Origin of the sequence: Ectopseudomonas guguanensis, assembly GCF_900104265.1 — a bacterium.
Taxonomy (GTDB): domain Bacteria; phylum Pseudomonadota; class Gammaproteobacteria; order Pseudomonadales; family Pseudomonadaceae; genus Aquipseudomonas; species Aquipseudomonas guguanensis.
Window position 1 is genome coordinate 1 of sequence record NZ_FNJJ01000013.1, and the last position, 18,568, is coordinate 18,568.

At 63.5% G+C, this 18,568-nt stretch carries 16 protein-coding genes and 2 rRNA genes; 8 read left to right on the forward strand and 10 right to left on the reverse strand.

Annotated features, from left to right (window positions below; translation table 11 throughout):
* Positions 1–84: ribosomal RNA gene (locus BLS61_RS18045) — 23S ribosomal RNA — on the forward strand; the annotation flags it as partial.
* Between the two features lie 139 nt (positions 85–223).
* Positions 224–339 (forward strand): 5S ribosomal RNA (gene rrf, locus BLS61_RS18050).
* A 404-nt stretch (positions 340–743) separates the two neighbouring features.
* Here the strand turns inward: rrf and queD are convergent.
* The gene (queD, locus tag BLS61_RS18055) at positions 744–1,100 is read right to left on the reverse strand and encodes a 6-carboxytetrahydropterin synthase QueD (protein WP_003461315.1); all 357 of its coding nucleotides are present in this window, start codon (positions 1,098–1,100) and stop codon (positions 744–746) included.
* Between the two features lie 99 nt (positions 1,101–1,199).
* Positions 1,200–2,279: a hypothetical protein gene (locus BLS61_RS18060; protein ID WP_090433158.1), complete on the reverse strand. Its 1,080-nt coding sequence runs from the start codon at positions 2,277–2,279 to the stop codon at positions 1,200–1,202.
* 145 nt (positions 2,280–2,424) lie between these two features.
* Between BLS61_RS18060 and BLS61_RS18065 the strand changes: the two genes are divergently transcribed.
* Genes BLS61_RS18065 through BLS61_RS18080 form a run of 4 tightly spaced genes read left to right on the forward strand, consistent with a single transcriptional unit; the run spans position 2,425 to position 5,025 of the window.
* The gene (locus tag BLS61_RS18065; RefSeq protein WP_090433160.1) at positions 2,425–2,733 is read left to right on the forward strand and encodes a PepSY domain-containing protein; all 309 of its coding nucleotides are present in this window, start codon (positions 2,425–2,427) and stop codon (positions 2,731–2,733) included.
* Positions 2,733–3,047 carry a PepSY domain-containing protein gene (locus BLS61_RS18070; protein WP_090433162.1) on the forward strand — a complete coding sequence of 105 codons (315 nt, stop codon included), beginning with the start codon at positions 2,733–2,735 and terminating at the stop codon, positions 3,045–3,047. The genes BLS61_RS18065 and BLS61_RS18070 overlap by 1 nt, the downstream gene beginning before the upstream one ends.
* On the forward strand, positions 3,047–3,715 hold the full coding sequence (locus BLS61_RS18075; protein ID WP_090433164.1) for a response regulator transcription factor: 669 nt from the start codon (positions 3,047–3,049) through the stop codon (positions 3,713–3,715). The genes BLS61_RS18070 and BLS61_RS18075 overlap by 1 nt, the downstream gene beginning before the upstream one ends.
* Positions 3,712–5,025, forward strand: a complete 1,314-nt coding sequence (locus BLS61_RS18080; RefSeq protein WP_090433166.1) for an ATP-binding protein — start codon at positions 3,712–3,714, stop codon at positions 5,023–5,025. Before BLS61_RS18075 ends, BLS61_RS18080 begins: the two co-directional genes overlap by 4 nt.
* Positions 5,026–5,160: 135 nt before the next feature.
* Here BLS61_RS18080 and BLS61_RS18085 read toward each other — a convergent pair whose 3' ends face one another.
* On the reverse strand, positions 5,161–5,757 hold the full coding sequence (locus BLS61_RS18085; RefSeq protein WP_090433168.1) for an NADPH-dependent FMN reductase: 597 nt from the start codon (positions 5,755–5,757) through the stop codon (positions 5,161–5,163).
* Between the two features lie 137 nt (positions 5,758–5,894).
* Complete coding sequence (locus tag BLS61_RS18090) at positions 5,895–8,039, reverse strand: methyl-accepting chemotaxis protein (protein WP_090433171.1); 2,145 nt, start codon at positions 8,037–8,039, stop codon at positions 5,895–5,897.
* A gap of 182 nt (positions 8,040–8,221) precedes the next feature.
* Between BLS61_RS18090 and BLS61_RS18095 the strand changes: the two genes are divergently transcribed.
* Positions 8,222–9,541: a Na+/H+ antiporter family protein gene (locus BLS61_RS18095; RefSeq protein ID WP_090433173.1), complete on the forward strand. Its 1,320-nt coding sequence runs from the start codon at positions 8,222–8,224 to the stop codon at positions 9,539–9,541.
* A gap of 103 nt (positions 9,542–9,644) precedes the next feature.
* The gene (locus BLS61_RS18100; protein ID WP_090433175.1) at positions 9,645–11,327 is read left to right on the forward strand and encodes a methyl-accepting chemotaxis protein; all 1,683 of its coding nucleotides are present in this window, start codon (positions 9,645–9,647) and stop codon (positions 11,325–11,327) included.
* Between the two features lie 280 nt (positions 11,328–11,607).
* Here the strand turns inward: BLS61_RS18100 and BLS61_RS18105 are convergent, their stop codons facing one another.
* The 6 genes from BLS61_RS18105 to tcyJ all read right to left on the reverse strand — a co-directional run bounded on the left by BLS61_RS18105 (position 11,608) and on the right by tcyJ (position 18,493).
* On the reverse strand, positions 11,608–13,194 hold the full coding sequence (locus BLS61_RS18105) for an ABC-F family ATPase (RefSeq protein WP_090433177.1): 1,587 nt from the start codon (positions 13,192–13,194) through the stop codon (positions 11,608–11,610).
* 341 nt (positions 13,195–13,535) lie between these two features.
* Positions 13,536–15,443, reverse strand: coding sequence for a patatin-like phospholipase family protein (locus tag BLS61_RS18110; protein ID WP_090433179.1), 1,908 nt, complete (start codon positions 15,441–15,443; stop codon positions 13,536–13,538).
* Positions 15,444–15,613: 170 nt separating this feature from the next.
* The gene (locus BLS61_RS18115) at positions 15,614–16,138 is read right to left on the reverse strand and encodes a hypothetical protein (RefSeq protein ID WP_090433181.1); all 525 of its coding nucleotides are present in this window, start codon (positions 16,136–16,138) and stop codon (positions 15,614–15,616) included.
* Positions 16,139–16,275: 137 nt separating this feature from the next.
* A complete protein-coding gene (tcyN, locus tag BLS61_RS18120) occupies positions 16,276–17,031 on the reverse strand; it encodes an L-cystine ABC transporter ATP-binding protein TcyN (RefSeq protein ID WP_090433183.1) in 756 nt (251 codons plus the stop codon).
* On the reverse strand, positions 17,031–17,699 hold the full coding sequence (tcyL, locus tag BLS61_RS18125) for a cystine ABC transporter permease (protein ID WP_090433185.1): 669 nt from the start codon (positions 17,697–17,699) through the stop codon (positions 17,031–17,033). The genes tcyN and tcyL overlap by 1 nt, the downstream gene beginning before the upstream one ends.
* Positions 17,696–18,493, reverse strand: a complete 798-nt coding sequence (gene tcyJ / locus BLS61_RS18130) for a cystine ABC transporter substrate-binding protein (RefSeq protein ID WP_090433186.1) — start codon at positions 18,491–18,493, stop codon at positions 17,696–17,698. Before tcyJ ends, tcyL begins: the two co-directional genes overlap by 4 nt.
* Positions 18,494–18,568: the final 75 nt, after the last annotated feature.

The following is an 18,568-nucleotide window of genomic DNA, read 5'->3' on the forward strand; positions in this document are numbered from 1 at the left end:
AGACTACGACGTTGATAGGTGGGGTGTGTAAGCGCTGTGAGGCGTTGAGCTAACCCATACTAATTGCCCGTGAGGCTTGACCATATAACACCCAAACAATCTGCCCTCACAGCAGAGGGTGTCGATGGTGAAGTCGACAGAAAGCCGAAAATTTGCAAGAACTACAAAGCCTCTATCACGTATCCAAGGGATAGCGCCTAACCGCGACATCCCAACCGAATTGCTTGACGACCATAGAGCGTTGGAACCACCTGATCCCATCCCGAACTCAGAAGTGAAACGACGCATCGCCGATGGTAGTGTGGTGCTTCACCATGTGAGAGTAGGTCATCGTCAAGCTCCTATACGAGCGCCCTGATCAGGTAACTGGTCAGGGCGTTCTTCTATGTGCGAAAAGTGTGGCGGTGAGAGTCCCGGGGCGCCGGCCACCGGAATGCCGGCCGGATCATCGTCAAGCTCCTATACGAAACCCCAGATCTCGAAAGAGGTCTGGGGTTTCTTCTTTGCGCGCGGGAAAATAGTGCGCGTAGGGTGCGCTGCGCGCACCGCTGATGATGCAGACATGCTGGTGCGCACGGCGCACCCTACGGTGATCGCTGACGCTTCGCGAGCAGAGCTCGCTCCTGCCCGTTCAGCGTCGATCGCTGGCGGCGGCCCCGCCGCGAAACTGGTCGGTGCGGTTAGGGGACAGGCATCAACAAAAAGGCCACCTTGAAGGTGGCCTTGGATGTTTCTGGGGCTGATCAATCACCGCGGTATTCGCAACCGCTGGTGCAGGTTTCATGGATGCGTACGCGTGACAGTTCCGGCAGCAAGGGTTTGACCTGTTGCCAGATCCACTTGGCCAGTACTTCGCTGGTTGGGTTTTCCAGGCCGGGGATGTCGTTCAGGTAGTTGTGGTCGAGCTGCTCGTAGATCGGTTTGAAGATCGCCTTGATCTCGGAGAAGTCGCGAATCCAGCCGGTATAGGGGTCGACTTCACCTTCGATATAGATGGCAACTCGGAAGGAATGCCCATGCAGGCGGCCGCATTTGTGGCCTTCCGGTACATGAGGCAGGCGGTGGGCCGCCTCGAAGATGAACTCTTTGAACAATTCCACTGAACAGCGCTCGCGTAGAAGATTGCGCCTGACTGGCGTGAGTTGCGCAGTTTATCAGGTCTGGCGTCAATAGCCGCCTTATCACCCGCTCTGAGCCCATCAAAGGGGTTGCAGGCGCTCGACCAGGCGGCCGCTTTCGACCAGCTCGAGAAACTCGTCGCCTAGTCGTGCACTCTCGGCCATGGCCTGACGCCAATAACGCTCGCGCCCCTCATCATTGCCCAGATAACGCTTGAAGTCGGTGCGATCCGGCAGTTTTCCGTGTGGCAGGCGCGCTAGATACTCCCGCGACGGCGCAACCAGCAGCGCATTTTGCAGACGCGTACGGTCGCCACGGCGCCAGGGCATGCTCTTGTCGAACCAGCCCGGTATCACTCGATCGGTGAAGTGCGGGTAGAGGACGATATCGTCGCCGTCGTAGGGCAGGTCGAGGTGGTAGTCGAGCAGGCCGCCATCACGATAGGCGCCTGGCTCCAGCCCCGGGATTTCGCGAATCGCTTCCATCACCATGGGAATCGAGCCTGATGCCAGCAGCGCGTGGCGCAGGTTTTCCGCGGTCAGGGAGTGAAAATGCGAGCGAAAGTCGCTGAGCTGCGCCAAAGGTGGCGTCTGCCGCGCATCATGCAGAATGACGCGGTCGAAGTGACGCCCCAGGCGTTGGCGTGCGAGCAAGTTGTTGCCGATCACCGACGACAGGCCAAGGCTCAGTTTGCCGCGATGATCGTGCTGCAGCAGGCCATGGCTTTTGACCACGACGATATGCAGGCGATAGTGCGGGTTGGCGATGATGGCGGCGTCCTGATCGGCGAGCAGCTCGTTGAGCATCATTCGGCAACTGCTCGATACCTCGGCCATGCTTACGCCCTTGGCGAAGCGCTGAGAAGTGTACAACTCGCCGAGTCGCCTGATGCCGGCAGCCGGATCGGGCAGACAGGCGCTGGCGAAGCGCCAGGAGCCGATGGAGGCGCCAATCAGCGCGCGTTCACGCGGAGCACGCGGTAGCCAGTCGCCAAACAGCGCCAGATCCAGTCCCTGGATGCCGATGCCCTTGGGCCCACCAGCCGCGCCGGGCAGGATGCCGACATCTGCCGGGCTCAGGCCGTTCTGGCGGATGCGCGCCAAGGCCCTGGGGCCGGCCTTCAGGGTAAGGGCAGGGGATTTGATATGGATCGCGCTCATCGATGCCTCCTTTCGAACAGGCGATTATAGAGCGCCGACTGAGCAGGCCAAGCCACTTCATGCGGTGAATGACTCAGGTGAATTCAGCTTGAGTTAAGTGCCTGGCCCTAGAGTGGCAGTCACTGATCCATTGCGGGAGAACCCCATGAAACGATTGCTCAGCCTCGCGACACTTGCCACCCTGATCAGCGCCGCTACCATTGCCCAGGCCCGTGATCTCGGCCCGGACGAGGCTCTGCGTCTGCGCGATGCCGGGACCATCAAATCCTTCGAGCAACTCAATGACGCGGCGCTGGCTCAACACCCGGGCGGACGCATCGAGGAGACCGAGCTGGAAGACGAATACGGCCGCTATATCTATAAGATCGAGCTGCGCGACGCCCAAAACGTGCAGTGGGACCTGGAGCTGGACGCCAGCACCGGGGAAATTCTCAAGAACCACCAGGACGATTGATGAAGTTTCGACGTATCACCGCGCTGTTGCTGGTTCTGGTCTGCGGTATCGCCAGCGCGCCGGGTATTGCGCGCGATCTTGATCAGGACGAAGCCCTGCGTCTGCGTCGCGAGGGTGTCATCATGCCGTTCGAGCAACTGATGCAGCACGTCGGCAAGGCTTATCCCGGCTCCACGCTGCTCGAGGCAGAGCTGGAAGAAGAGGATGGCGTGCTGGTCTATGAGGTGGAGATCCTGACCACCTCGGGCGTGGTACGTGAGCTCGAACTGGATGCCCGTAACGGCAATATTCTGAAGGATGAGGAAGACGACTGATGCGCCTGTTGCTGGTGGAGGATCATGTACCCCTGGCCGATGAGCTGATCGCCAGTCTGACCCGCCAAGGGTACGCCGTGGACTGGCTGGCCGATGGTCGCGATGCAGCCTATCAGGGGGCTAGCGAGCCTTATGACCTGATCATTCTCGACCTCGGTCTGCCGGGCAAGCCGGGGCTGGAAGTGCTGCAGGAGTGGCGCGCAGGCGGCCTGGTGACGCCGGTGCTGGTGCTGACCGCACGTGGCTCTTGGGCCGAGCGCATCGAAGGTCTCAAGGCCGGCGCCGACGACTACCTGACCAAACCCTTCCACCCCGAAGAACTGGCGCTGCGCATCCAGGCGCTGTTGCGTCGTGCCCATGGCCTGGCCAATCAGCCGCAACTGGAGGCGGCCGGCCTGCAACTGGACGAGAGCCGTCAGTGCGTGACCTCAGGCGGCGAGGCCGTTGACCTGACCGCCGCCGAATTTCGCCTGCTGCGTTATTTCATGCTGCATCCGGGGCAGATTCTGTCCAAGAGTCATCTCGCTGACCACCTCTACGACGGCGAAACCGAGCGTGACTCCAATGTCATCGAAGTGCATGTCAACCGCCTGCGTGGCAAGCTCGGGCGCAACGTGATCGAGACGCGGCGCGGGCAGGGTTATCGCTTCACCGGAGAGCAGGGTTGAGGTCCATTCAGCGTCGGCTCGGTATCGGGCTGGCTGCGACGCTTTTGCTGGTCGGACTGGTTCTGGCGCAGGCCAGCCTCTGGGTATTCGACCGTGGCCTGCGCGCATACCTGGAGGAGGACCTGCGCGACGAGGCCCAGGGCTTGCTGGCTGCACTGGTACGGGGACCGTCCGGTCTGCAGCTGGACGAGCGACGTCTCGATCCCTCGTTTCAGCGGCAATTCTCCGGGCATTATTTTCGTATCGATTTTTCCGACCGCAGCTGGCGTTCGCGCTCACTGTGGGACCGCGAGCTGCTCAAGCCCGAGGGCACCGGCATGCAGGCCGAGCTGGGCGATGGCCCGCAAGGCCAGCGCCTGCTGGTCTACCGCGCCGATTACCGCCGCTATGGGGAGAACCTGTCGATCAGCGTGGCGCAGGATTATCAGCCAATCCTGCAGAGCTTCCGCCGCATGCAGTGGGTCGGCCTGGGCCTGGGCGGTGCTGCGCTGCTGCTGATCCTGATTGCCCAGCGCTATACCGTGCGCCGCGCGTTGCGCCCACTGGAGCAGGTGCGCCAGCAGATCGCACAGTTGCAGCAGGGGCGACGCAGCGACCTGGATGCCGAGGTGCCCGAGGAGCTGGAATCGCTGGTGGCGCAGATCAACCACCTGTTGGCACATACTGAAGACACGCTCAAGCGCTCGCGCAATGCCCTGGGTAACCTCGGGCATGCGCTCAAGACTCCATTGGCCGTGCTGATCAGCCTGGCCGGCCGTGAGGAGCTGGCTGCCCACCCGGCGTTGCGCGCGAGCATGCGCGAGCAGCTGGAGCAGATCGAGCAGCGCCTCAGTCGCGAGCTGGGCCGTGCGCGCCTGGCCGGCGAAGTGCTGCCGGGCGCGCGCTTCGATTGCGCGCAGGAGTTGCCGGGGCTGTTCGAAACCCTGTCGATGATTCATGACCGCGGTCTGAGCCTGGACTGGCAGGCGCCTGCCGGCCTGGTCCTGCCGCGTGACCGCGAGGATTTGCTGGAGCTGCTCGGCAATCTGCTGGACAACGCCTGCAAGTGGGCGCAGCAGCGCGTGCAACTGACGGTGGAGGAGAGCGCCGAGGGTTATCGCCTATGTGTCGATGATGACGGCCCCGGCATCGACGCCGAGCGCCGGGAAGCCGTGCTCGGCCGCGGCACCCGCCTGGACGAACAGGTGGCGGGCCACGGCCTGGGGCTGGGTATCGTGCGCGATATCATCGAGGCCTGGAACGGCCGTATCGAACTGCAGGACAGTCCGCTGGGCGGGTTGCGAGTGCTGGTCAGCCTGCCACGGCGCTGAGCTGAGGCCGAGTTCATGGCCTTGTGCCGGGCGAGCCATCGCTGGTGGGTTACGCGGCGCGATAAGTCCGCTGGCGTCTGCAAGCGCAGTGTTCAGCGCCGCTAACCCACCCTACGGGACGTGCAAGACGATCCCTTACATACCGTTGGCGAAAGCCGGATTGTCGAAACTGATCGCTGCGCGTACCGGCTGCAGGGCGTGGGCATAACGCACCAGCACGTCGAGTGCATAGTCGATGCGCGCGCGGATGCGCTCGTCGGCTTCGTCCACGGGTTGCGGACCGTTCAGAACCTTCTCGACCTGCCGCACGATCAGGTGCTCCGGGAGGTAGCAGAGGCGGCAGTTCTTGTAGCTGGAGGCGCGCAGCTCTCCGATGGGATAGGCGCCGCCGATGCCGGAGGAAACGCCCACCAGCAGACCCGGCTTGTGCGCGAGCTCGGCCTTGCTGGCGTAGATGAAGAAATTCTTGATCGCCGGACAGGCCATGCCGTTCCACTCCGGTGCGATGATCACCACCGCATCGGCAGCCGCCAGTTGCTGCTGATACAGGGCCCAGGGGCCGGCATCTTCGGCCGGCCAGAGCGGCAGCGGGGCCAGGCCCAGATCGATGATGCTGCTGGCGTCCTGAGTGGTTTGCCCCATCTCGATCAGGCGCTGGCGCAATACACGAGCGACCTTTCCCGATTGGCTGTTGTTGCGGCTGGAGCCGGCGACCAAGGCGATATTGAGCATGCTGCTTCCCCGAAAAAGAACGCAGGCTAGGCGATTGCCTGCCTGCACTGCAAGGGAGGCGCCGCCAGATCAAGGATGATTTGGCGTCATGCGCGAGGCTGACCAATCGGTGGTGCGCACGGCGCACCCTGCTGGTTTCAGACGCGGAACTGGTCCATCAGGCTCTGCTGGTGATTGGCCAGGCGATTAAGGTTCTGGCTCACCTGCGCCGACTCGTCGGCCTGCGCTGTGATGGCTTCGGTGACGTCGCGGATCGAGGCGACGTTGCGGTTGATCTCCTCGGCCACCGAACTCTGCTCCTCCGCGGCGCTGGCGATCTGCAGGTTCATGTCGGTAATGGTGCTGACTGCCTGGCTGATGCGTTGCAGGGCGGCCACGGCCTGCTGCACCTGTTCGACACTGCCCTGGGCCTGGCGATGGCTGCTGTGCATGGTGCTGACCACCTCGCGGGTGCCGCTCTGCAGGCCCTCGATCACCTGGCGAATTTCCTCGACCGAATCCTGGGTGCGTTTGGCCAGGTTGCGTACCTCGTCGGCGACCACGGCAAAACCGCGACCGGCTTCCCCCGCACGTGCCGCCTCGATGGCTGCGTTGAGGGCCAGCAGGTTGGTCTGCTCGGCGATCGAGCGAATCACCTCGAGCACCGAGCCGATCTGCTCGCTGCTGCTGGCAAGGCCTTCGACTTCCTGCATGGCCACGTTCATCTCATTGGCCAGCAAGTCGATGGTGCTGGTGGTGCGGTCTATCACCTGCAGACCTTCGCGGCTGGCCAGGTCGGCGTTGCGTGCCGCCTCTGCCGCCTGCGCCGCGTTGTGCGCGACATCCTGTGCAGTGGCGCTCATTTCCTGGAAGGCGGTGGCGACCTGATCGACCTCGCGGTATTGCTGCTGCATGCCGGCACTGGTCTGGCTGGCGATGGCCGCGGATTTGTCGGCGGTGCCGCGCGCATCGATCACGCTGCTTTTCACGTCGGCGATGATCGGCTGCAGCTTGTCGAGGAAGCGGTTGAACCAGCCGGCCAGCTCGCCCAGCTCGTCCTGCCTGGCGTACTGCAGGCGGCGGGTCAGGTCGCCTTCGCCACTGGCGATGTCCTTGAGCATGGCGGCCACACCAAGAATCGGTCGCGTCACGCCACGTGCGGTCAGCCACATCAGCAGCAGGCCCGCAATCACCGCGACGAGGCCCACCAGCAGGGCGAACAGGCTGTCACTGGCACGATTGGCGTCGAGCTGTGCGCCCAGTGCGATGGCGCGCTCGAGCAGCACCTGTTGGGGCACTTCGAGCAGCACCGACCAGGGCTTGGCCTCGGGAATGGGCGTGAAGGGGCTGACCTCGCGCAGCATGTCGCCGTGATTCAGCTCGGCATCGCTGCCCGCCTGGATCAGGCGGCGCAGCTCGCCTGCGTGATCGCCGTAGGCGCGCTCCACGGGTTGCGCGAGCAGGTTGCCGTCGCGGCTGTGGCCGGCAAGCAAGGCGCCGGGGCTGAAGATACTGATGTGCCCCTGGCCGCCATACAGCTCGCGATTGGCCTCCTGGCTGATCTGTTGCAGGCTGGCCAGGCTGATATCCACGCCCATCACGCCAATGATCTTGCCGTCGAGCTCCAGCGGGAAGGCGATGCTGGTCATCAGTGTCTTTTCACCGCCGACTTCGTCGTAGTAGGGCTCCAGCACGCAGGCGCGACGCGTTTCACGCGGGCAGGTGTACCAGGCGTTGTAGGCGACGCCGTTGGCCCCGGGCGTGGTGTCGCCGAGCAGCTCCTCGGTCATCGATTCGGATTCGAGCTGGCCCGGAGTGGGCTGCGCCCAGTACAGCGAGAAGCGCCCGGCATCGTTGCTGCCCAGCTCGGCCTGGTCGGCGAACAGTTCGTCCTTGCCGTCCAGCGCATTGGGTTCGAAGACCAGGTACAAGCCAAGCAGGGTAGGGTTGGCTTCCAGGCTGCTGCGCACCTGGCGGGTCAGGTCTTCGCGCAGGTCGAAGGCATCGAGAAAGCGTTTCTCCGCTTGATCGCGCAGAAAGAGAATCTGCCGGGAAAATCCCTTGCCGTACTGGTAGGCATCCATGAAGTAGCGCTGGATACGGATCGCCTGCAGTTCGCCGCGTGCCTTCAGTCGCAGCTTGGCGCTTTCCTCCAGCATGCCGGAGCTGGCCTCGCGTACCATGCTGGCGCTGCGGCTGGCCTGATACTGCGAGGCGCTCACCAGCAGGGTGACGATGGCCAGCAGGCAAAGTCCGGCGAGCAGGGTGATCTTCCATTGAATCGAAAGACGGCTGAACAGCATGGTGCGTTCCTTTCTACATGGATCAATACGGTTATCGGTACGCGGCGCGCATTCTTGATCGCGAGTTTTATGCTCGGGATTATGCACGTTTAGCTTGAAATTCTGAACATTTGCCCGTTTTGACAGGATAGTCCGCATGCGGCAGAGTACGCGGCTTTTTGCGTTGTGCAGGTGGAGTGCTTATGAACGCTGTAATCGCTGCGGTCGGCATCATGCTGGTCCTCAGTCTCTGTCGCGTACACGTGGTCGTGGCACTGATCATCGGTGCGCTGGCCGGTGGTCTGCTGGGTGGGCTGGGCGTTGAGGGCACGCTGAAGGCCTTCAACCAGGGGCTGGGGGGCGGGGCGACCGTCGCGCTGTCCTACGCGCTGCTCGGCGCCTTCGCCGTGGCCATCGCCAAGTCCGGCCTGGCGCATGCCCTGGCGGACCGCGCCCTGGCGCTGGTCGACAGGCAGCAGGCAGATGCGGGCGGCGCGCTGAAATGGCTGCTGATCGCCTTGCTGCTGGCAGTGGCGATCTCCTCGCAGAACCTGCTGCCGATTCATATCGCCTTCATTCCGTTGCTGGTGCCGCCGCTGCTCTACGTGCTGAGCAAGCTGCAGCTCGATCGCCGGCTGATCGCCTGCGTACTGACCTTCGGCCTGATCACGCCGTACATGTTCCTGCCGGTTGGTTTTGGCGGCATCTTCCTCAACGAGATCCTGCTGGCCAACGTGGCCAAGTCCGGTGTCGACGTCACGGGTATTAGCATCACCCAGGCCATGGCCATCCCGGCGCTGGGCATGCTGGTCGGCCTGCTGGTGGCGGTACTGTTCAGTTATCGCGGCAAGCGCGTGTATGACCTGGAAAAGGTCGCGCAAGCCGAGCGCGTGGACGTGCAGTACAACCCGTTGAGCCTGCTGGTGGCGGGGCTGGCGATCGCTGCGGCGTTCGTCGTGCAGTTGTGGCTGGACTCGATGATCATCGGCGCGCTGGTCGGTTTCGTGATCTTCTCGGTGTCCGGCGTGGTGCGCTGGAAAGAGGCGGACGGGCTGTTCACCGAAGGCATGAAGATGATGGCCATGATCGGCTTCATCATGATCGCTGCCGCCGGCTTCGCCGAAGTGATGAAGACCACCGGCGAGGTGAAGACGCTGGTCGACAGCTCGGCCGCGCTGATCGGTCACAACAAGGCGGTCGGTGCACTGCTGATGCTGCTGGTCGGCTTGCTGGTGACCATGGGCATCGGTTCTTCCTTTTCCACCATCCCGATCATCGCGGCGATCTTCGTGCCGCTCGGTGTGCAGCTGGGCTTCAGCCCGCTGGCGATCGTCTGCATCGTCGGTACCGCGGGCGCGCTGGGCGATGCCGGTTCACCGGCATCGGACTCCACCCTCGGGCCGACTTCCGGGCTCAACGCCGATGGGCAGCACAACCACATCTGGGACAGCGTGGTGCCCACCTTCCTGCACTACAACCTGCCGCTGCTGGCGTTCGGTTGGGCGGCCGCTATGCTGCTGTAAGGGCACATGCATGCGCCCAGCTGAGTCTCGGCGCCTTGGTTCGCTCAATTCCTTAACGGGGCTGCCGACATATCGGTAGCCCCGTATAACAAGGACAACAAGAATGCGCCTCACATTGAAAGCCAAGGTCATCCTGCTTGCGCTGGTTCCCGTCATCCTCTTCGCACTGGTGCTCAGCGGCACTGCGGCGCGGGTGTTGCAAAGTCTGGCAGCCGAAGAGGTGGCCGAGACGCGCGAACGCCTGCTGCAGGAAAAGCGCAGCGAGCTCGAGCACTACATTCAGATCGCTCTGGGTTCCGTGAAAGGGCTTTATGACGGCGCCGCGCAAGGTGACATGGCCAGCCGCGAGCAGGCCATCGCCATCCTTTCCAAGATCAAGTACGGCGCCGACGGCTATTTCTTCGGCCACGATTCCAACGTGGTGCGCCTGTTCCGCGGCGACAGCCCGGTCGACGTCGGCAAGAGCCTGGCCGACCGCCGCGACCCGAATGGCGTGTACATCAACCGCGAGCTGGTCAACGTGGCGAAGAACAACACCTACTTCGTCAACTATTCCTCGCCGCTGCCGGGCAACGAGTCGGTGCTGGTACCCAAGCTCGCCTACAGCTATTACCTGCCCAAGTGGGACATGGCGCTTGGCACGGCGCTGAACCTCGACGGCATCGAGGCGCGCATCGCTGAAGTGCAGGCGGAGATCGACCGGCGCATCGGCACCATCATCACCAGCATCGTGGTGGTCGCTGCAGTGCTGCTACTGGTATTCGGCGTGATCGGCGTGTGGCTGGGCAACGCCTTCCTGCGGCCGCTGCAGCAGATCAAGGCCAACCTCGATGACATCGCCGCAGGCGAGGGCGACCTGACCCGCCGCTTGCCGGTCACCAGCAATGACGAGCTGGGCCAGTTGGCCGGCTCGTTCAACCGCTTCGTCGAGAAGGTGCATGGTCTGGTGCGGCAGATCGTCGAGATGACCGGGCAACTCACCGAGCTGGTCAACCAGGTTTCCGACCAGGCGCAGCGTTCGGAGCAGGCCATGGCGCAGCAACGTCACGAAACCGACCAGGTGGCCACGGCGATCAACCAAATGTCGGCCGCCGCTCATGAGGTGGCCAAGAGCGCGCAGAACGCCGCCGAAGCCGCGCAGCAGACCGACCGCGAAGGGCAGGCGGCGAAGACTGTGGTGGACGGCAGCATCCAGCGTATCCACTCGCTGGTCGAGGACATCCGCAGCAGCGGCGTATCGCTCGACAGCCTGCAGCAGGACGTACAGTCCATCGTCAGCGTGCTCGACGTGATCCGCTCCATCGCCGAGCAGACCAACCTGCTGGCGCTCAACGCGGCCATCGAGGCGGCACGTGCCGGTGAGGCAGGGCGTGGGTTCGCCGTGGTCGCCGACGAGGTGCGGGCCCTGGCCAGCCGGACCCAGCAGAGCACCCAGGAAATCCAGGGCATGATCGACCGCCTGCAGCAGGGCACGCAGCAGTCGGTGACTTCGATGCGCCGCTCCAGCGATGCCGGCGAGCTGACCAGCGAGCAGGCCAACAAGGCCGGCGAGTCGCTCGATGCCATTGCCCAGCTGATCGCAACCATCAATGCCATGAACGCGCAGATCGCCAGTGCCGCCGAGGAGCAGACGGCTGTGGCCGAAGAGATCAACCGCAGCGTGCACCAGATCGCGGTGGCCGTTGACAGCGTCGCCGACGAAACCGAGCGCGGCGCACAGACGGCTCGCAGCCTGGCCGGCCTCGGCGAACGCCTGGGGGCGTTGGTGCGTCAGTTCCGCATCTGACGATTGTCCAGTGGTGCGCTGCTCTTGGCAGCAAAACAAAGCCCGCTTTCGCGTAATGCTGTTCACATAAGAAACGGTCGAACGCGATCAGTCCCCTCGCCCCTCCGGGGAGAGGGTTAGGGCGGGCCGCGTTCGGAGAGGGGGAAACTGGCAGTTTTGCAGTGTTTTCAGCCCTCTCCCCCAGCCCCTCTCCCATAAACGGGAGAGGGGAGCCAAGCGCGAGTACCTTAAGTGAACAGCCTTCCCGCTTTCGCGGGCTTTGTCATGTCAACGGCAGGCCTCAGACGATGATGCCCTGGCTGCGCAGGTAATCGTCGTAGGTGCCGGAGAAGTCGGTCACGCCGTTGTCCGACAGCTCGATGATGCGCGTGGCCAGGGAGCTGACGAACTCGCGGTCGTGGCTGACGAAGATCAGCGTGCCCGGGTAGTTCTCCAGCGCCAGGTTGAGCGCCTCGATCGATTCCATGTCCAGGTGGTTGGTCGGTTCGTCCATCACCAGCACGTTGGGCTTCTGGCAGGCCAGCTTGCCGAACAGCATGCGGCCCTGCTCACCACCGGAGAGCACCTTCACCGATTTCTGGATTTCGTCGGAGGAGAACAGCATGCGCCCCAGCGCGGCGCGGATGTTCTGCTCGCCGCTGGTCCACTGGCCCATCCACTCGAACAGGGTTTCGTCGGCTTCGAAGTCGTGGGCGTGGTCCTGGGCGTAGTAGCCCACCTCGGCGCTGTCGGTCCACTTCACGCTGCCGGCGTCCGGCTGCATTTCCCCGACCAGGGTGCGCAGCAGGGTGGTCTTGCCGATGCCGTTGGGGCCGATGATGGCCACGCGCTCACCGGCCTCGACGGTGAAGCTGAAGTTCTTGAACAGCACCTTGTCGTCGAAGGCCTTGGACAGCTTCTCGATGGTTACTGCCTGGCGGTGCAGCTTCTTGTTCTGGTCGAAGCGGATGAACGGGCTGACGCGGCTCGACGGCTTGACCTCGGCCAACTGGATCTTGTCGATCTGCTTGGCGCGGCTGGTGGCCTGTTTGGCCTTGGAGGCGTTGGCCGAGAAACGGCTGACGAAGGTCTGCAGCTCGGCGATCTGCGCCTTCTTCTTGGCGTTGTCGGCCAACAGTTGCTCACGGGCCTGGGTGGAGGCCGTCATGTACTCATCGTAGTTGCCGGGGAACAGGCGCAGCTCGCCGTAATCCAGGTCGGCCATGTGGGTGCAGACCGCATTGAGAAAGTGACGGTCGTGGGAAATGATGATCATGGTGCTGTTACGCGCCGTGAGAATCGATTCCAGCCAGCGGATGGTGTTGATGTCCAGGTGGTTGGTCGGCTCGTCGAGCAGCAGCACGTCCGGGTCGGCGAACAGCGCCTGGGCCAGCAGCACACGCAGCTTCCAGCCGGGGGCGACTTCGCTCATCGGGCCGAAGTGCTGCTCCAGCGGAATACCCAGGCCCAGCAGCAGCTCGCCCGCGCGGGATTCGGCGGTGTAGCCGTCCATCTCGGCGAACTCGCCTTCCAGCTCGCCCACCTTCATGCCGTCCTCTTCGCTCATTTCCGGCAGCGAATAGATGCGGTCGCGCTCGGCCTTGACCTTCCACAGCTCCTCGTGACCCATGATCACGGTGTCGATCACGTTGAATTCTTCGTAGGCGAACTGATCCTGGCGCAGTTTGCCCAGGCGCACGTTCGGCTCGAGCATCACCTGGCCAGCCGACGGCTCCAGATCGCCGCCGAGAATCTTCATGAAGGTCGACTTGCCGCAGCCGTTGGCGCCGATCAGACCGTAGCGGTTGCCGTTGTTGAACTTGACGGACACGTTCTCGAACAGCGGCTTGGCGCCGAACTGCATGGTGATGTTAGCGGTGGAGATCAAAGGACTTACCTATCAGTAACTTGAGGTGCGCTGTTTAAAGGGTGATACCGTTTTCGAGCCTTTCGGGCGGCTGGAAACGAGGAAGACGAACCTGCGCACAAGAGTGAACGTCACGGCCCTGCCGGCAGGCTAGCGGGCATGGGTGGGCGTGTCGGCATCGTGACGCCGGTGCCTGATGGTGCTCAGGGCGGCGTCGAGGCGCGCAATGGTATCACCTGGCACCTGCAACTTCAGCCATCGCGGCGATGGGCAGCGCCGTGGTGCGTGCGTCCACGTCAAGCTTGTGCTCCAGGTTCGCCTGGCCATGGCGGTCGTATGGGCGTTCAACAGCGGCCAGCCGTTCAGATGCGTGGCCGCAGTTTCAGTTCGGGGGTGGGTTTGGGCGCCTCCCTGGCCGGGTGGCTGTCGGGGTGCTGTTCGATCATCTGGGCGATTGTCCGCAACTGCTCGAGCATGGCCTTGGCCAGTCCGGCCTGGGTGCGGTAGCGGCCGGTATCCGGGTCCTGTTCCAGGTCGCTGAGGCCCTTGAAGGGGTAGCTGTGGCGCCGGGCTTCGGGGGTGAAGAAGCGCTGGTAGTCATGCTCGGTGCCATGCAGTTCGCTGCAGGCGCGTTCCAGACTCTGCAGCTGTTCGGCGACGCTCGCCAGTAGCAGGCGCAAGCGAATGATCTGGTGATTTTTCCAGTTCATCGGCGAGGCCTTGGCGCCTGGCGGCCAGCATGCCGGGTCGCCGAAGCGCAGCACGAACTGCTGGCCGGCCTCGCGTCCGTAACGGGTCAGGCGTTCGATGCGCTCGGTAGGCATGGTCAGGTTGAGACCGCCTTCCTCGCGTGTCAGCTGAATCAGGCCGATGCGGTCGCGAAAGCCCGGCATCAGCGACAGGGTTTCATGGTTCCAGTCCTTGGCTACGTTGCTGAGCTGGGCGAGAAAGCCGCGCAGCGCCGGCAGGCCGCTCTGCGGGAAGCGCCGCCAGTAGGCGAGGCGCGCGTCGCCGTTGTTGCGCGGGAAGCGCACGCGCTGTTCGTCTGCGCCGTCGGTCGGTCCGAGGTCCAGGCCGAAAGTGGGACGCCGGGGCAGGGCGGCATCGAAGAAGTGAATGGGGAAGTTGGAGCTTATACCGCCGTCGGTGAACCAGCAGCGTTCCAGTTTCTTCTCGCGCTTGCGGTAATCCACGGCGTGCAGCGGTACCGCGCTGAGCAGCAGCGGGAAGCTCAGGCTCATGCGCACCGCGACGATCACCGGCAGATCATCCGGCATGGGCATGCGCAGATAGCCGTCGTGGCGTTCGTCCTCGCCGGGGCGCTGGTGCGCGCGCATCCAGACCACTACGCGACGGGGGAACAGGCGGGCGAATTCATCCTCGCGAAAATGGAACTGGTTGTTTTCACGCACCTGATCGTCATCGCGAAAGGGCAGGCGAAAGGGCCGCGCCATGCTCAGGCAGGTGGTCATGACCTGCAGGTCGATGCCGTGCGCACGCAGGTCGCCGAAGGTCAGTGGCTTCTCGCATTCGACAGCGCCTGCCTGCTGCGCGCAGAACGCCTGCTGTCCGCTGAGCCGGTCGAGGTAGTGGGTCAGCCAGTTGGTCAGGGCTTCGTCCGGGGCCTCGTCATCGGCCCCAGGCAGACCGGTGCACAGGCCGAAACCATTCTGCGGCAGCTCCCGTAGCGCGGGCAGCAGCAGGCGGCAGGCAGCGGCGAACACACCGCCAAGCGCCGCGAACGACAGCACCCAAAGCCATAGCAGCGGATTGCTGCTGGCCATGGCGCTGCCCCATAGCGGCCCGCCCGCGGCGAGCGCGCCGAGCAGCGCGGCGATCTTGTGTCGCGTCAGCATCACCTTGAGTGGCGCCAGCAGGCGCGCTCGCGGCCCCTTGCCCTTGGCTTCGAGCGTGGCGATAAAGGTATCGAATAGCGGTCGCAGCGCAGGAATGGGCTTGAACAAGGCCTGCAGCTTGGTGCCATGGCCGTCTGCTGCGGGAGTACAGAGGTGCTCAGGCAGGCGCTCGATCTCGGCGAAGCCGGCCGGATCGCTGCTCAGTTGCCCGCTCTGGAAACGCTGGCGACCGAGCTCGGCGGCTGCCGCTGCCGCAGCGGCGATGGCCCCGGCGCTGGTGCCGCCGATGCTGCGCAGACGAAAGGCCTTGGCGATCTCGGTGATGGCCAGCGGATAGACGATGCCGCTGGTGATGCCGCCTTTCATGATCAGGTCGCATTCCCTGGCGAATGCCGCCTGGCGCGAATCGTTCATCTACTGCTCCTTGTCGTCGTGCCGAACGCAGGCGCAGGCATGATAGCGCGGCTTTGCTGTCGTTGTGCCGGCAGCTTGGTGATGACGCGGCAAGGAAAGGAAAACAGGATAGATCTATTGCTGCTCATGCAGTCCGATCTCAGACTACAGGCAGCCTGTACCAGCGACCTTCATTCGATATGGGTAACGAAGCGTGTCTCGATCTCCGCGTATGCTGGTGGCGGCTTGTTGATCAACACGGCGCCATTGTCGCCCTGGTTGAGGAAGATCAGAAAGTCGCCAGTCTCGAAGGTGATTCTGAAGCCGGTGAGCCGAGGTTGCTGCTCCTTGAGAGTGTCGATAATGCCTTCGACCTCGCAGATAGTTGCGTTCACAAGGTGGGTTGCCGACAGGCCTTCCAGCAGGTTTGCCCGTTGCCAGGCGCAGGTCACGTTAGGCTCTATTTCAAAGGAAATCGGCTCCTTGAGCGGTAACGCGTCAGCCCCGACGCTCTTGCCGTCGTTAAGGAGATACATGGAAAGAACCTCCTGTTCGCCGAAATGCCACTCCAGGTCGCCTACATTTTCCCGGCTCTTTTCGCCATTGAAGTAGTACTGGTCATGCAGCAGCCCGCTGAGTCGTTTCCCCAGCAGCGCCCGGGCATTTTGCAGGTCTTGAGCTGCTCTTGCCGGGCACCGGAGACGGCGGTCATACATTGGGCACCTCTTCACATGAAATGAGCGCCAGATATTACACAAGCGTCATCTGAGTCTGCCCGTCACCTTGAGGGCCATCTGACGCTGCAGGGCAGTCCCCTGCTGTTGGCAATCAAGCAGATCGTGGCAGAGCAAACTCAGGCGAAGCGGTCGAGCAGGAACTTGCTGAGAAACTGTCGCGTGCGTTCGTGCTGCGGGGCGCTGAACAGGGTCTTGGCCGGACCCTGTTCGACGATGCGTCCCTGGTCGATGAAGATCGCCCGATCCGCCACGTCGCGGGCGAAGGCCATTTCGTGGGTGACGATGACCATGGTGCGCTTTTCTTCGGCCAGGTCACGGATGGTGGTCAGCACTTCGCCTACCAGCTCCGGGTCGAGCGCCGAGGTGGGCTCGTCGAAGAGGATCACCTGTGGGCGCATGGCCAGGGCACGGGCGATGGCCACGCGCTGTTGCTGGCCGCCGGACAGACGCTTGGGGTAGGCGTCTTCCTTGCCGCCCAAGCCCACCTTGGCGAGCAGGGCGCGGGCGTGGGCGAGGGCTTCTTCGCGGGGCTCCTTCTTCACCTGCACCGGGCCTTCGATGACGTTTTCCAGCGCCGTGCGGTGGGGGAACAGGTTGAAGTTCTGGAACACGAAGCCAGCCTGCTGACGCAGCTGGCGGATCAGTTTCTGCTGGCCCTTGAGCGGGCGGTCGGCGTCGATATGGACAGCACCCACGGTGATCTGCCCGCCGCTGGGCTGTTCCAGCAGGTTGAGGCAGCGCAGCAGGGTGGTCTTGCCCGAGCCGCTGGGCCCGATGATGGCCACCACCTCGCCGGCGGCGACGTCGAGATCGATGCCCTTGAGCACCTCGGTGCCATTGAAGGCCTTGCGTAGATTGCGCACGGAAATCATCAGGTGTCCTGCTCGTGCCGGTTGACCCTGGCCTCCAGGCGCGCCTGGAAGTGCGCCAGGATGCTGGCCAGCGCCCAGTAGATCAGCGCGGCCGCCAGGTACATGGTGAAAATCTCGAAGGTGCGCGCGGTGATCAGCTGCGCCTGGCGGAACAGTTCCGGCACCTGGATGGTGGCGGCCAGGGCGGTGTCCTTGACCAGGGAAATGAAGCTGTTGCCCAGTGGCGGCAGGGCGGTGCGCGCGGCCTGCGGCAGGATCGCGCGATACAGCGTTTGCGTCTTGCTCATCCCGATGCTGGCGGCCGCTTCCCACTGGCCGCGGTCGATGGAGGCGATGGCGGCGCGGAGAATCTCCGAGGTGTAGGCGGCCATGTTCAGCGAGAAGCCGATCAGCGCCGCCGGCAGCGGATCGAGCTGGATGCCCAGCTGTGGCAGGCCGTAGTAGATCAGAAACAGCTGTACCAGCAGCGGCGTGCCGCGGAAGAAGGAGACGTACAGGCGGGTGAGCCAGCGCAGCGGCGCTGGCCCGTACAGGCGTCCGACGGCGAGGGCGAAGCCCAGCAGCAGGCCGAAGAACATGCCGCCCAGGCTGAGTATGACCGTGTAGTAGGCGCCCTTGAGGAGAAAGGGCGCAGACTCCAGAGCCAGCTGCAGGGCGGACTCGATCATCGGGTGACGTCAGCCTTGAACCATTTTTCGGAAAGTTGCTTGAGGGTGCCGTTGGCACTCAGTTTGGCCAGCGCCTCGTCGATGGCGGCGAGCAGCGCGGGGTTGCCCTTGCGCAGGGCGATGCCGGCTTCCTGGCGGGAGAAGGCATCGCCGGCCACGGCCAGGCGACCACCGGTTTTCTCGACCATCTCGAAGGCAGCCAGACGATCCACCAGGATCGCGTCGATGCGACCGACATTGAGGTCCTGGAACTTGGTCGGGTCGTCGTCGTAGGTGCGGATGTCGGCTTGCGGCACGTTGTCCTTCAGCCACTGTTCGTAGTTGGTGCCCAGGCCTACGCCGACCTTCTTGCCGGCCAGATCCTGCGCGCTCTTGATGCTGTCGCCGTCGGCCTTGCGGGTCAGCGCCTGGATGCCGGAGACGGTGTAGGGCGTGGAGAAATCGTATTTCTTCTTGCGCTCCTCGGAGATGGTCACCTGGTTGATCACCACGTCCAGGCGCTTGGACTCCAGCGCGGCGAGGATGCCGTCCCACTTGGTCGGCTGGAATTCGGCCTTGACGCCCAGCTCCTTGGCCAGCGCTTCGGCCAGCTCCACTTCGAAGCCGGTCAGCTTGCCGTTCTCGTCCTGGTAGTTGAAGGGCGGGTAGGTGCCCTCCAAACCGACCTTGATGGCGCCACGCGCCTTGATCTCGTCGAGCAGGTCAGCGGCAAAGCTTGCTGTGCTGAAACTGGCGCCCAGAGCGAGGGCCAGACTACCGAAGAGGAAATGGCGACGCAGGGTGGAAAATGTCATGGTGACCTCGTGTCAGTGGGAAGGTGGCGCCACTCTAGGTGGAAATGTTTATTCCGTTAAATAATTAAAAATTAT

Coding starts and splice junctions, on each gene's coding strand:
- BLS61_RS18060 (WP_090433158.1), bottom strand. CDS start 2,279: ATGAGCGCGATCCATATCAAATCCCCTGCCCTTACCCTGAAGGCCGGC.
- BLS61_RS18065 (WP_090433160.1), top strand. CDS start 2,425: ATGAAACGATTGCTCAGCCTCGCGACACTTGCCACCCTGATCAGCGCC.
- BLS61_RS18070 (WP_090433162.1), top strand. CDS start 2,733: ATGAAGTTTCGACGTATCACCGCGCTGTTGCTGGTTCTGGTCTGCGGT.
- BLS61_RS18075 (WP_090433164.1), top strand. CDS start 3,047: ATGCGCCTGTTGCTGGTGGAGGATCATGTACCCCTGGCCGATGAGCTG.
- BLS61_RS18085 (WP_090433168.1), bottom strand. CDS start 5,757: ATGCTCAATATCGCCTTGGTCGCCGGCTCCAGCCGCAACAACAGCCAA.
- BLS61_RS18090 (WP_090433171.1), bottom strand. CDS start 8,039: ATGCTGTTCAGCCGTCTTTCGATTCAATGGAAGATCACCCTGCTCGCC.
- BLS61_RS18095 (WP_090433173.1), top strand. CDS start 8,222: ATGAACGCTGTAATCGCTGCGGTCGGCATCATGCTGGTCCTCAGTCTC.
- BLS61_RS18100 (WP_090433175.1), top strand. CDS start 9,645: ATGCGCCTCACATTGAAAGCCAAGGTCATCCTGCTTGCGCTGGTTCCC.
- BLS61_RS18110 (WP_090433179.1), bottom strand. CDS start 15,443: ATGAACGATTCGCGCCAGGCGGCATTCGCCAGGGAATGCGACCTGATC.
- BLS61_RS18115 (WP_090433181.1), bottom strand. CDS start 16,138: ATGTATGACCGCCGTCTCCGGTGCCCGGCAAGAGCAGCTCAAGACCTG.
- tcyN (WP_090433183.1), bottom strand. CDS start 17,031: ATGATTTCCGTGCGCAATCTACGCAAGGCCTTCAATGGCACCGAGGTG.
- tcyL (WP_090433185.1), bottom strand. CDS start 17,699: ATGATCGAGTCCGCCCTGCAGCTGGCTCTGGAGTCTGCGCCCTTTCTC.
- tcyJ (WP_090433186.1), bottom strand. CDS start 18,493: ATGACATTTTCCACCCTGCGTCGCCATTTCCTCTTCGGTAGTCTGGCC.